Genomic DNA, 13,493 nt, shown 5'->3' on the forward strand with positions numbered 1-13,493 from the left:
GGTAGAATAGTGCTGCAGTTCACGTGACACCTCCTGGGTCCATCAAGATGCGCTATTCTGGCAGCGAGCTTGCAGCAACTACGTGAAGGCGGTCACACGTCTGGAAACGGTTACATCCATTTTGTTAATGGTTGTGATCTCGATCGTTATCTAAATGTGTTGCGGAATGAAACGCCGGCGGCTTTTGCCGTCAGCTGTCGCCATAGCCACTCCACCGGCCCCTGACGGAAGCGACGCAGCCACAGCAGGGAAAAACCGAGGTTGACCAGCCAGACCGGGACCACAAACGCCAGCAGCGTCAGGCGGTCAAAGTGCATAAACAGGCCGAAACGGTAGAAGAGGGTCGTGCAGATGAGGGTTTGCAGCAGGTAGTTGGTGAGCGCCATACGGCCCACGCAGACCACCGCTGCGGCCAGTTTCGAACGGCTGATTTGCGGCCAGTAGCCGTAGGCCAGCGCCGCGTAGCCCAGCGTCTGGATCGGTGCGCTGATTTCACGCGGGGCCTGTAACAGGAACGCACACCAGCGATAATCCCAGCCGACATGCCACTGGGCGACAATGGCCGGCAGGTTAATCAGCACGCCGAGCGTAATACAGACGGCCGCACAGCGGCGGTAGTGGCGCAGGCTAAACTGCCCTTTGAGCCAGCCGCAGCGCATCAGCGCCGCGCCCATCAGCATCATGCCTGCCAGCTGCCAGCCGTACTGCGCGCCCAGCGCCAGCAGGTTTGCCGACAGCATATCGGCGCGATTCTTAAAGGCTTCCAGGCCGCCGTTCAGCTTCCAGTAGTGTTCATAAAACAGGCTGGAGACATCCGGCACCCACGAGCGGCTCTGGCCGTTGTCGGCAATCAGCCCCAGCAGAATCAGCACCGCCACGCCCACCGCGTAGAGCATCACGCCGGTGTTGAACAGCGCCTTCACTTCCCCGGCATCCCGCACCAGCCGCCAGCAAATCAGCCCTACCAGCGCGTAGGCCAGCAGAATATCGCCGTCCCAGAACAGCAGCGCATGAATAAAGCCCAGCAGCGCCAGCAGGGTTAAGCGGCTTTGGATCCAGCGCGAACCGCGCGCGAGCAATAGCTGCAGCCCGGCGCCAAACAGCAAGGCGAAAAGAGTCAGGAATTTGACCTGCGCGAAGAGATCGAGAATCGCCCACGTCCAGGCATCCCGCGAGGTAACCTCGCCGTACCAGGCCGGGTTAAGATAGGCGGCCTTCGGCAAGCCGAAGGCGCTGATGTTCAGCAGCAGGATCCCAAGAATGGCAACGCCACGAATAAAATCCAGCGTGACGTTTCTCTCCATGGTCCCTGCTCCGCTGAGGTATTAGTTGTGGTGACGCACCGCGCGCAAGAACTCCTGGCGGGTATTCTGGCTGGACTTGAACAGGCCACCGAGCGACGTGGTGGTGGTGGCGCTGGTCGCGTCGCGAATCCCGCGCGCTTTCACGCAGTAGTGCACCGCGTCGATGGACACCGCCACGTTATTGGTGCCGAGCAGCGTTTGCAACGCCGTCAGGATCTGCTGCGTCAGACGCTCCTGCACCTGCGGGCGCTGGGCGAAGAACTGCACGATACGGTTGATTTTCGACAGCCCGATCACCGAGTCTTTCGGGATATAGGCGACGGTCGCTTTGCCGTCGATGGTCACAAAATGGTGCTCGCAGGTGCTGGTGAGCGTGATGTCGCGCACCGTGACCATTTCGTCAACCTTCATCTTGTTTTCAATGACGGTGATCTTCGGGAAATTGGCGTAATCAAGGCCGGAGAAAATCTCGTCCACATACATTTTGGCGATGCGGTGCGGCGTTTCCATCAGGCTGTCATCACTCAGGTCGAGATTCAGCAGCTGCATTATCTCGGTCATATGTCCAGAAATCAGTCGCTTACGGGTTTCATTATCCATTTCGCGCACCGGCGGGCGCAGCGGCGTTTCCAGACCACGGGCGACCAGCGCTTCGTGTACCAGGACCGCTTCTTTACTCAGTGATGACATTATTATTTCTCCTGCAGGTGTGGCGCTTTGCTTTTTGTTGGGGGCAAAGTTTGCACTCATTGTGCGTGAGGCGACGCACAGAATCCAGTATTCGTCGCGATAATTATTGCAATCGTTCTTATCTTTCAGACTGCGGACGCCAGACCAGCACGCCAGACACCAGCAGCGCCACAGCGGCAACGCCCAGCGCAGGCTCCAGCCGCTGGGTCAGCCAGGTAGACAGTGCCGAGGTCATCGGCCCGATCAACTGCCCGACGGCATAGCCGGTGGTCAGCAGCCCGGCCATATAGCGGGCGTGATTCGGCGCCAGCTCGCGGCCATATAACAGCGAGAGCTGTACCGTCGCCAGGAAGCCGCCGCCTACCAACAGCGCGCCGCATACCAGCCCACTCATCCCCGGCAGCAGCCAGGCGGCCAGCACGCCGAGCCCTTGTAGCCACAGTACGACGGCCAGGCGCTGATAAGCGTGACCGAATCGGCGCAGGGCGATACTCAGCCCAATCCCTATCATGCTCGCCAGGCCGAATACTGGCCAGATAAACTGCGCAAAAAGGCTTTCGGGAAAGCGGTGGCTGGCCATTTGCGATAAAAAGGTGGCCGGCAGGATGTACCCAAAGCCGGCCAGACTGTAGCTCCACACCAGCCGCTTGAGGTTAGTGGTTAAGCTCAACGGCTCGGGCTTTTCACCGCTGCGGTGCAATTCACCCGGGCGCGGCAGCCAGCGGCCAATCAACGCCACCAGCAGCAGCGCCAGCACGGCGTACAGCTGCCAGCCCGCCGCCGCGCTCAGCGACTGCGCGTGAATAAACACCGCCAGCAGGCCGCTTAACGCAATCCCCGCCCCCGGCCCGGCAAACACCGCCGCGCTGAGGCCAGGGCGGGCGTAATGCGCTAACCGTTCGTTGACCCAGGCCGCCGTAAGCACCATCGCCCAGCCGCTCATGCAGCCAATGACAAAACGCAGCGCGCCGTGCAGCCAGGCGTTGTCCGCCAGCGCGGAAAGAAAGGTCAACGCCACCGCGCCAACGATCCCGGCGTACAGCCGCGCCTCAACGCCGCGATGGGTACGCATGGCATCCCAGGCGCCCACCAGATAACCCAGATAGTTCAACGCCGCCACCAGCCCGGCGCTGGTGAGCGTCAGCTCCCCTTCCGCGATCATCAGCGGCACCTGAGGGGTAAAGGCAAAGCGCCCTATCCCCATCGTCGCCACCAGCACCAGAAAGCCGCTGAGCGCAATTCGTACCGGCATGAAAGCCCCAAATGTGAATGTAAAGTTATCTTTATGATGCAACATGTAAATGTTATGCGGAAGTGAAAATTACTCACCGGCGATGAATTATCTGTATGATGGGACTATTAATTCTGAGCAAAACCGCGAGGAGCCCGCATGGAAATGCTTGAAGAGCACCGCTGTTATGGCGGCTGGCAACAGCGCTGGCAGCACCATTCCGCCACGCTGAACTGCCCAATGACGTTCAGCCTGTTTTTGCCGCCAGAGGGCAAAAAGACGCCGCCGCCGGTGCTGTACTGGCTGTCAGGCCTGACCTGTAATGACGAGAATTTCACCACCAAAGCGGGCGCGCAACGCGTTGCCGCCGAGCTAGGTATTGTGCTGGTGATGCCGGACACCAGCCCGCGCGGCGAAGGCGTGGCGAATGACTCAGGTTACGATCTTGGCCAGGGCGCGGGCTTTTACTTAAACGCCACCGAAGCGCCGTGGGCCGCGCACTTCCGGATGTATGATTATCTGCGCGACGAACTCCCGGCGCTGATTCAATCCCAGTTTAACGTCAGCGAGCGCTGCGCCATCAGCGGCCACTCGATGGGCGGCCACGGCGCGCTGATGCTGGCGCTGAAAAATCCGGGTAAATATTGCAGTGCCTCAGCCTTTGCGCCTATCGTCAACCCCAGCCGGGTGCCGTGGGGGCAAAAAGCGTTTAACGCCTATCTGGGCGACGACACCGCGCGCTGGGCCGAGTGGGACAGCACCGAGCTGCTGCTGGCCAGCCACAGCGATTCGCCGATCCCCCTGCTTATTGACCAGGGCGATAACGATCAGTTCCTCGCCGACCAGCTACAGCCCGCCGTGTTTGCCGAAGCGGCAAGACAGAAAGACTGGCCGCTCACCCTGCGCATCCAGCCGGGATATGACCACAGCTATTACTTTATCGCCTCGTTTATCGAGGATCATCTGCGCTTTCATGCGGAGTATTTGTTGAAGTAGCGTTCCCGGCCGGGCTACATAGAAAAGTAGCCCGGCCGAGCGCAGCGACGCCGGGAAGGCTCACTCGGCAGGCCGGGAATACGGATACGTTTTGCGATACTGCAACGGCGTCTTGCCCATATTCTTGCGAAAACAGGTAATAAACCACGCGTACTCGGTAAAGCCGACGTTTTCAGCAATTTCCCGCACCGAGCGCTGTGAATGCAGCAATAATTCACAGGCCTGACGAATTCTGCGCATCATTAAATATTCCTGAATCGTGCCGCCAGTCTCATCATGAAAACGGCGTGAGGTGTGCCCGCGCGAGCAGCCCATCACCGCCGCAATCTCGGCAAGCGAACAGCGCTCATGATAGTGATTTTCCAGCCAGCGGATAATGGTCGAGGAGAAGGTATTTTGACCGGTGGCCTGCTCCTGCTGGGGCAGCAGGCTGATGAGCTGCATAATCAGAAACGCGCTGTCGCTGGTACTCCAGTTTTCCTCGTTAGTCAGCATCTCAAAACGCTGTAACAACGTCTCTATCACCGGCTGCAGGTCGCCGACGTCAAACACCCGCGCCCTCTCCCCGCGCCCGCACAGCTGGCGCAGCAGCGTCTGCTGACGGGGGAAATCCCGCAGCCACGGCTCCAGCAGCAGCGGGTTAAAGTGCAGCGTGGTACGGTGGTAAACGTTACGCGCATCCTGCTCAACGTACACCTTGTGTAGCTTTCCCGGCGGGAAGATAAACAGCCGCCCCGGCTTTACGGTGTATTGCTGATGCTCCATCAACGCAATGCCCACCCCGCGCGACACCGACAGAATTTCCGCACACTGATGCCAGTGATAATAGTTGGCGGGCATGTTCTGCATGCGGTTGAAATAAATCGATTTGTCGTTGAGATGGATCTGCTCAAGATACGACGTGTCTTCCGTTCGCTGGGAGTGTGCCACCGCGTGCGCCTCGCATGTTAATAAACTCAAACTTTCATCATCGTAATAAAACTTTGCAGGCAAAATACGCCATAAAATTATTTTTTATTACCTGACATGCGTAAAAATAAGAGCACAATCACATTTGTCGCCCTGCGCAAATTCCTATTATTCGTCCGCCATCAACGGTCTGAAACGGGATTTCACTATGCGGACGAAACAACAATACGGTGCATTATTACAGCGTTGGATAGCGGCAGCGGTGCCCCGCCTGTCCGCCGATTGCACGCGTCTTCACGTCGGCGATACCGCCGCGCAGTATCCGGACGATGTTGCCGGCATGGAAGGTTTTATTCGTCTGCTGTGGGGCCTGTTCCCGTTGGTCAGCGGTGGGACCACGCCGCCGTGGCACGATAAATTTGTCACCGGCGTCCGCAACGGCTGTGACCCGCAGCATCCCGGTTACTGGGGCGACGTGGGCGATAACGATCAGCGCTGCGTCGAAATGGCGGCCTTCGGCCTTGGGCTGGCGCTGCCAGACAGCGGGCTGTGGCAGGCGCTGTCCGGCGATGAGCAGGACAGCCTTGTTCGCTGGCTAAGCCAAAGCGCCGACGTGTCCGTGCCGGACAACAACTGGCACTTTTTCCCGGTACTGATTCAACTGGGGCTGAAATGCGTCGGGCGCGAATATGACATGGCGGTGATCCACCGTCATCTCGACGCCATCGAACCTTTCTGGCTGGGCAACGGCTGGTACTGCGACGGCAAAGGCAAGCCGCGCGATTACTACATTTCCAGCGCCTTCCATTTCTATGGTCTGATCTACAGCCATTTTATGCAGGACGTCGACCCGGAGCGCTGCCTGCGCTATCGCCAGCGCGCCCAGCAGTTTGCTCAGGATTACCAATATTACTTCACCGCCGACGGCGCAGGCATTCCGTTTGGCCGCAGCCTGACCTACCGTTTTGTCCAGGTTGCCTTCTGGAGCGCCGTGGCCTTCACCGGGCTGGACGTCTTCACGCCGGGCGTGGTGAAGGGACTGATTTTGCGCCATCTGGAACACTGGCAGACGCAGCCATTCCTCGACGCCGACGGGCTGTTTACGATCGGCTACGCCTACCCGAACCTGATTATGGCCGAAGACTACAATAGCCCCGGTTCCCCCTACTGGGCGCTGAAGGCGATGCTGATTCTGGCGCTGCCGGAAGAGAGCGCCTTCTGGCAGGCCGAGTGCGAGCCGCTGCCGGCGCTGGAGACGATCCACCCGATTGCTGAAGCGGGCCAAATCATCGTACACAGCAGCGAAAGCCGCCACGCCTGGATGCTGATGTCCGGTCAGTTCGACAAAAACAACTTTGTGAATTTTGAGCAAAAATACAGCAAATTCGCCTATTCCAGCCGGTTTGGCTTCACCCTGGAGCGCGGGCGTTATGGGCTCAATCATGCCGCCGTCGATTCCATGCTGCTGTTCAGCGCGGGGGATGACTACTATCGCGGCCGCCGCGAATGCGACAGCGCGGAGGTCACCGAGCGCTGGGTGCGCAGCACGTGGCGTCCGTGGACAGACGTCAGCGTCACCAGCTGGCTTATCCCGCTGGACGGCGGCCACGTTCGCATTCACCGCGTGACCACGCCGCGGGCGCTGACCTGCGTCGAAGGCGGATTTGCCGCCAATCGCCACCGTCAGGCACGAATCGAACGGTGTGCGGATGCGGTCACCGTTGAAACGGCGCAGGACTACAGCCAGATAGTCAATCTCTATGGCGATCGCCAGTCGCTCGTCGTCACCACCCCGCCAAACAGCAATGTGCTGTACGCCGCGCCGGCCGATATCCCCTGCCTGTCCGCGTCGCTGTGCGCCGGTACCCACTGGTTAGCCTGCTACGTCAGCGCCGACCTGGGCGCCGCGCATCCGATGCCGGAGGGGCTAATTTTCGACCCTGCTACACCGCAGTTAACCGTGAACGGTAAGCCGCTCACGCTGGTATAAACCTGACCTCTGAATCACGGCGGAGACCGTAATGACAACCACTATTCAGTCGACTCGTTCGGCGTATATCAAGCTAAGTCTCTTTGTTTTTCTCTTCACCTTTACCTGGGCGGCAAGCTTCGGCCTGTACGCCATCTGGCTTGGCGATAAGGCCGGGCTGGACGCCGTCGATATCGGCACCGTATTTGCGGTGAACGGCGTATTCGCGGTGGTGATTAAGCCGGTGTACGGCTACATCATGGACAAAATCGGCATGAAGAAGCACCTGCTCTATTTTGTCTGCATCGTGTCGGCGCTGATGGCGCCGTTCTATATCTGGATCTATCTGCCGCTGCTGCAAAGCCACTTTATCAGCGGGATGATCGTCGGCGCGCTGTTCTTTAGCCTCGGCTGGTACGCGGGCGTGGCGGCGGAAGAGTCCTACGTCGACCGCTTCAGCCGCCTCTACAACATGGAATTTGGCCGCATCCGCATGTGGGCGGCGCTGGGCTGGGCCACCGCCTCGTCGTTTTCCGGGTTTCTTTACAACATCTCGCCGAAAATTAACTTCGCCATCAGCAGCGTTTCGGCGCTGTGTATGTTCGCGGTGCTGCTGACGCTGAAGGTTGACCACTTCGGCAAAGAGGAAAACAACGTTCTGTCGAAAGATAAAATCGTGTTCACCGACGTGCTGAACCTGCTGGCGAACCGTAAATTCTGGATGTTTGCGCTCTATATCGCCGGCGTGGCGTGGATGATGTTTATCGCCGAACAGCAGTTCTCCCGCTACTTCGTCACCTTCTTTGCCACCAAAGAAGAAGGCAATGCCATGTTCGGCTATATGAGCACCGCCCAGTCCGCCGCCGAGTTCTTCGGCATGATGCTGGTGCCCGCCATTATCAACCGCATCGGCGCCAAGCAGGGGATGCTGCTCACCGGGCTGGTGATCAGCCTGCGCCTGATTATCTCCGGCCTGACCAACGATCCGCTGATTATCTGCCTGGTCAAGCCGCTGTACGGTATTGAAATTGCGTTGATTCTGGTGTCGGTATTCAAGTATATCGCCGAGCATTTCGACAAACGCGTTAACGCCACCATGTACCTGCTGGGCTACCAGGCGATGATCTACGTCGGCTCCATCGTGGTTGCGCCACCAGCGGGCTATGCCTATCAGACCATTGGCTTTGAACATACCTACCTGATTATGGGCATTATTGCTCTGGTCTTTACCGGCGTATCCGCCCTCACCCTTTCAGCCTGCTACAGCCACAAAAAAACCGCTGTAGGTCAGGAAATCAAACACCAAGCGATTAATTAAATACGGGAAAATGACAGCATGACGTCCGAAACGATCAGCAAAGAACCGCTCGCCTTACAGCAACTCCAGCCGGGCGAACGTGAAGCACTTGGCCGTAAGATTCGCGGGGTAATGCCCGCGCTGCTGAAAGCGATTGATAGCAACGCAGGCTACTTCGGCCAGCGCTTCCCGGATGCTGCCTGCGAGAATGGGATCTATCCCATCATCGACAATATTGAGTGGACCACCAGCTTCTGGACCGGCCAGCTGTGGCTGGCCTATGAGTGGACCGGGCAGGAGCAGTACCGCGCGCTGGCAGAGCAGCATATTCATTCGTTCGGCCAGCGGATCATTAACCGCGATCATACCAACCACCACGATCTGGGCTTTCTCTACAGCCTGTCCTGCGTGGCGGGCCAGCGCCTGACCGGCAACCGCGAAGCGGGCTATATCGCCCAGCTCGCCGCCGAAGCGCTGATGGAGCGCTACAACGAAAAGGCCGGGATTATTCAGGCCTGGGGCGAGCTGGATAACCCCGAGCAGCAGGGGCGCATGATTATCGACTGTAATATGAATCTGCCGCTGCTGTACGAGACCAGCCGTGCCAGCGGTGACCCGCGCTACGCCGAGGCGGCAAAGCAGCATATCGAACGCGCGCGCCGGTATATCGTGCGCGAGGACGGCTCAACCTTCCATACCTGGTATATGGACGTCGAGACCGGCGAACCGCGCTACGGCAATACCCATCAGGGCTTCTCCGACGACTCCTGCTGGGCGCGCGGCCAGGCGTGGGGCGTGTACGGCTTCCTGCTGAACTACCTACACACCGGCGACGAACGGCTGCTGGAATTGAGCCAGACGCTGGCGAACTACTACCTCAACCGCCTGCCGGAGGATCTGATCTGCTATTGGGATCTGGCGCTGACCGACCCGGCCAGCGAACGCGACAGCTCGGCGGCGGCGATCGTGGCCTGTGCGCTGCTGGAGTTAGGGAAACATCTCCCGGCTACGCATCCGGATAAGGAGAGCTACGAAACGCTGGCGCTACGCACGATCGGCAATATGATCGACGGTTATGTGAATCGTGAACATACGCCGGGCCAGGGGCTGCTGAAGCATTCGGTGTATTACTTCAAAGGTGGAATTGGGGTGAACGAGTGCTGTAGCTGGGGGGATTATTTCCTGATGGAAGCGATCACCCGCGCGGTGCAGAACTGGCGTAGCTACTGGTGACAGACCCGGCGTCGCTGCGCTCGGCCGGGCTACATGTAGTGTGTAGCCCGGCCGAACGCAGTGACCCCGGGAAACATATGGGTGTAGCCCGGGCCAACGCAGTGATCCCGGGAAACAGGCCAGCAATCAGAAGCGGTAATCCACGGCCATAAAGTAGCGGCGACCATCTTCGTTATAGCTGTAATCGTCGCGCGACAGATCTTTGTCGCCCAGGTTCAGTATACCCGCGCGCAGCTTAACGTCTTTGGTTGCCTGCCACGCCCCGCCGAGATCCCAGGTGGTGTAGCCGCCCGGCGTTTTGGAGGTTTCGCTAACCGCGCGCTGCTTGCCGGTATAGCGTGCCGCCAGGTAGAACGACCAGTCCTCCACCGGCGTCCAGTCAAGGCGTCCATTCCCGGTATGGAACGGCAGCTCCTGCAGCGGTTTATCCCCGCCGTTGCTCAGATCGCGACCGTCATTGTAGGTATAGTTCAGCGTCACCTTCCATTCTTCGCCAAACGGCACCTTCAGCTCGGTTTCCACGCCGCGAATACGCGCTTTGTTGACGTTGTAGTAGGCAAATACCGGCACGCCGTTTTCAAAGCCGACAAAGTTCGGATAGCCCGGCGCATCGTTACGATCGCGCGTGCGGCTGATGTTGATCATGTCGTCGATGTCATTCTGGAAGGTGGTCACGCTGCCCTGCACGCCTTCTAACCAGCCCTCTTCGCCCTGATAGTAAAGGCCGATTTCGTAGCTTTCGCTGGTTTCTGGCTTCAGGTCGGGGCTACCGACAATACGGCAGCCGCCGCGGCACGAGTTGGTGGTCCAGTCCGGGCTTAGCTGAAGCAGCGACGGTGCTTTAAATGCGGTGGCCCAGCCCCCTTTCACCGTCAAAGTATCGGTAGCGTTATAAACCAGATACGCACGCGGGCTCCAGTGATCGCCATAGGTCTGGTGATCGTCCATACGGATACCGGTGGTCAACGCCAGCGGTTCGAAGATGCGCCATTCGTCTTCAAGGAACAGGGCATACTGGCTGGCGGAGGTTTCGCTGCTGGAGCCGCCCGTCAGGTTGATCGGGTCGCTCAGCTTATCGTGACGCCATTCACCGCCGAAGGTCACCAGCTGATTAATCGCCCCCAGTGGCAGCACGTATTTGCCGTCGATGGTGTTGCTTTCCGAGGTGATGTTGCTGCTGTTGCCCGGATTCTTATTCACCACTTTTTCGCCGTAGTACTTCAGTTCGCTGTTACCCAGCTCCCAGCGGCCGTTGTGGCTCAGCGAGTAGTTCTGGCGCTCCAGACGGTTGCGATCGAGGGAATCGGAATCACGATCCTGACGGTCAAAGCCGTAACCGGCGGTGATGTCGTTGTTTTCATTCGGCGTCCACGCAAACTCGACGTTACCGTCGCGGCTGGTATAGCCCTCAATGCGCGGCGATTCGCCGGTGTCGCTGGTGGTGGAGCTTTGCGGGCTATCTTTTTCGCGTTTTGACAGGCTACCAAACGCCTTCATACCCAGCACGCCGTCTACTAGCGGGCCGGAGGTAAAGAACTGGCCGTTCCAGGTATCGCCGCGATCGCGGTGTTCCTGAATAGTGGTATCGGCGGTTACGGAACCGGTCCATTTCGCGCCGATTTTTTTGGTGATGATATTCACCACGCCGCCCAGCGCATCGGAACCGTACAGGGAAGACATCGGGCCGCGCACCACTTCAATACGTTCGATGGCGTCAACCGGGATCCAGTTCAGGTCGAAATCGTTGTGGCGGAAGACGGCGTTGCGCGAGTTGACGCGTTTACCATCGATAAGAATCAGGGTGTAGCTGCTGTCCAGGCCGCGGATGCTGACGCCCTGGCGGTTATCCCCCTCATTGGTGAGCTGTACGCCTGGGACTTCTTTCAGCACATCTTTCAGGTTCTGCACCGGCTTACGCTGCAGGTCTTCCTGGGTAATGACGCTGATGCTTGCGGGCGCGTCCTTCACGCTTTGTTCGGTAGCCGCCGCCGTCACAACCAGCACTTCATGATTATCTGCGGCCGCTGCGGGCAGCGCCAGTGACATTACGGACGCGCACAGCCCGCCCCGAACGATGGGGTTTAACCTAAACATTCCATATCTCCATGAGGTGAATACTGAATTAACACAAAAGGTCTTACTCACAAATGCTGCTTCAATGCCGCTGACCGACGGCCTGTTTTTTATGCAGATGTGGCTGGTCCTTCGGCAAGGTATTCACCGGGATAAGGAAGTGGCTTCATCTTTTTGTATAGGAGCGGATGATAAAGGTAATGATAACGATTATCAACTCTGATTATTTAAAGTTATGTCAAGAAGTAACAATCAATAAACATTCAGGCATAAAAAACCTCTCCGAAGAGAGGTTTTCGCGGCAGACAGGTCAATCGAACGCGTTACTTCTTAAAGCGTTCCGGGAAGTGCATTTCGCTGTAGCGTACGAAGTGCGTTCCACGGCTCAGCTTGTAGCCAAACCAGATAACCAGGAACAGCGGGATACCGATGTAGGTCGCCGCAACGCCGCCCCAATCGATGGTATCGGCAAGGAACGCTTCATAGTTCTGGCCCAGGGTGATAATCAGGCACAGTACGAAGGCGAAGATCGGCCCCAGCGGGAAGAACCCGGAACGGTACGGCAGATTGTTGATATCGTGGCCCTGCATCACGTAACCGCGGCGGAAGCGATAATGGCTAATCGCAATCCCCAGCCAGGCGATAAAGCCGGTCATCCCGGAGGTGTTCAGCAGCCACAGGTACACGGTCTGGTTACCGAACATCGAGGTCAGGAAGCACAGACCGGCAATCACGGTAGTCGCATACAGCGCGTTACGCGGCACACCGCCACGGGAAAGCTTCGAGAAGATACGCGGCGCTTTACCATCACAGGCCAGGGTGTACAGCATACGGGTGGACGCATACATCCCGGAGTTACCCGCCGACAGCACCGCCGTCAGGATAACGGCGTTCATAATGGCCGCTGCAGAGAGCAGACCCGCATGCTGGAATACCAGGGTGAACGGGCTGACGGAGATATCTTTCACGTCATTACGCAGCAGGCTTGGGTCGGTGTACGGAATAATCAGGCTGATGATCAGAATCGCGAACACATAGAACAGCAGGATACGCCAGAACACCTGACGCACTGCGCGCGGAATGTTCTTCTCCGGGTTTTCAGATTCACCGGCCGCGATCCCGATCAGTTCGGTCCCCTGGAACGAGAATCCGACAATCATCGCCACGCCGATCATCGCCGCGAAACCACCGGCAAACGGCGCATCATCAATCGCCCAGTTGCTCCAGCCCGCAGGCTTCGCCCCGTTGAAGATACCGACGATCATCATTATGCCGACAATAATAAAGATAATGACGGTGGCAACCTTGATCAGCGAGAACCAGTATTCCGCTTCGCCAAACCCTTTCACCGAGATCCAGTTCAGCAGGAACATAACCCCGAGGAACAGCGCGCTCCAGACCCAGCCAGGGGTATCCGGGAACCAGTAGCTCATCACCAGCTGTGCCGCCACAAGGTCAACGGCAATGGTGACCGCCCAGTTGTACCAGTAGTTCCAGCCCAGCGCGAAGCCAAAGCCTTCTTCAACGTAGTTTTGACCGTAAGTCGCAAAGGAACCGGAGACCGGCATATATGCCGCCAGCTCGCCAAGGCTGGTCATCAGGAAGTAGACCATCAGACCAATCAAAATATAAGAGAGCAGCGCGCCGCCTGGGCCTGCCTGAGAAATCGTTGCGCCAGATGCAACGAAAAGACCTGTACCGATGGAACCGCCGATTGCGATCATGGTCAAGTGGCGCGCCTTTAATTCACGGCGTAAGCCGGGCGCTTCTGTGGTTTTAGTATCCGAAACC

Annotated in this window: 11 protein-coding genes; 5 read left to right on the forward strand and 6 right to left on the reverse strand. The window is 58.2% G+C overall.

Annotation, left to right across the window (positions count from 1 at the left end; all coding sequences use genetic code 11):
- Positions 1–146: 146 nt before the first annotated feature.
- The 3 genes from yeiB to ACK5JN_RS21340 all read right to left on the reverse strand — a co-directional run bounded on the left by yeiB (position 147) and on the right by ACK5JN_RS21340 (position 3,246).
- Positions 147–1,304: a DUF418 domain-containing protein YeiB gene (yeiB, locus tag ACK5JN_RS21330; RefSeq protein WP_416871975.1), complete on the reverse strand. Its 1,158-nt coding sequence runs from the start codon at positions 1,302–1,304 to the stop codon at positions 147–149.
- Positions 1,305–1,325: 21 nt separating this feature from the next.
- A complete protein-coding gene (folE, locus tag ACK5JN_RS21335; protein ID WP_166513333.1) occupies positions 1,326–1,994 on the reverse strand; it encodes a GTP cyclohydrolase I FolE in 669 nt (222 codons plus the stop codon).
- 118 nt (positions 1,995–2,112) lie between these two features.
- The gene (locus ACK5JN_RS21340; protein WP_416871976.1) at positions 2,113–3,246 is read right to left on the reverse strand and encodes a YbfB/YjiJ family MFS transporter; all 1,134 of its coding nucleotides are present in this window, start codon (positions 3,244–3,246) and stop codon (positions 2,113–2,115) included.
- Between the two features lie 138 nt (positions 3,247–3,384).
- Between ACK5JN_RS21340 and fghA the strand changes: the two genes are divergently transcribed.
- A complete protein-coding gene (fghA, locus tag ACK5JN_RS21345; protein WP_416871977.1) occupies positions 3,385–4,221 on the forward strand; it encodes an S-formylglutathione hydrolase in 837 nt (278 codons plus the stop codon).
- Positions 4,222–4,281: 60 nt separating this feature from the next.
- Here fghA and ACK5JN_RS21350 read toward each other — a convergent pair whose 3' ends face one another.
- On the reverse strand, positions 4,282–5,151 hold the full coding sequence (locus ACK5JN_RS21350) for a helix-turn-helix domain-containing protein (RefSeq protein WP_416871978.1): 870 nt from the start codon (positions 5,149–5,151) through the stop codon (positions 4,282–4,284).
- Between the two features lie 187 nt (positions 5,152–5,338).
- Here ACK5JN_RS21350 and ACK5JN_RS21355 point away from each other — a divergent pair, with 187 nt between their 5' ends.
- Genes ACK5JN_RS21355 through ACK5JN_RS21365 form a run of 3 tightly spaced genes read left to right on the forward strand, consistent with a single transcriptional unit; the run spans position 5,339 to position 9,629 of the window.
- Positions 5,339–7,120: a DUF2264 domain-containing protein gene (locus ACK5JN_RS21355; RefSeq protein WP_416871979.1), complete on the forward strand. Its 1,782-nt coding sequence runs from the start codon at positions 5,339–5,341 to the stop codon at positions 7,118–7,120.
- 31 nt (positions 7,121–7,151) lie between these two features.
- Positions 7,152–8,417, forward strand: coding sequence for an oligosaccharide MFS transporter (locus ACK5JN_RS21360; RefSeq protein ID WP_416871980.1), 1,266 nt, complete (start codon positions 7,152–7,154; stop codon positions 8,415–8,417).
- Between the two features lie 18 nt (positions 8,418–8,435).
- On the forward strand, positions 8,436–9,629 hold the full coding sequence (locus ACK5JN_RS21365; RefSeq protein ID WP_416871981.1) for a glycoside hydrolase family 88 protein: 1,194 nt from the start codon (positions 8,436–8,438) through the stop codon (positions 9,627–9,629).
- 126 nt (positions 9,630–9,755) lie between these two features.
- Here ACK5JN_RS21365 and cirA read toward each other — a convergent pair whose 3' ends face one another.
- Positions 9,756–11,723, reverse strand: a complete 1,968-nt coding sequence (gene cirA, locus ACK5JN_RS21370) for a catecholate siderophore receptor CirA (RefSeq protein WP_416871982.1) — start codon at positions 11,721–11,723, stop codon at positions 9,756–9,758.
- A 16-nt stretch (positions 11,724–11,739) separates the two neighbouring features.
- Here cirA and ACK5JN_RS21375 point away from each other — a divergent pair, with 16 nt between their 5' ends.
- Entirely contained in the window at positions 11,740–11,925 is a 186-nt protein-coding gene (locus ACK5JN_RS21375) for a hypothetical protein (protein WP_416871983.1), read from the forward strand.
- Positions 11,926–12,025: 100 nt separating this feature from the next.
- Here the strand turns inward: ACK5JN_RS21375 and ACK5JN_RS21380 are convergent.
- Positions 12,026–13,493 (reverse strand): amino acid permease (locus ACK5JN_RS21380; RefSeq protein WP_416871984.1); only part of this gene is annotated, 1,468 nt, incomplete at its 5' end.

The sequence above is a fragment of the Kluyvera sp. genome (assembly GCF_047971185.1).
Classification (GTDB): Bacteria; Pseudomonadota; Gammaproteobacteria; order Enterobacterales; family Enterobacteriaceae; genus Kluyvera.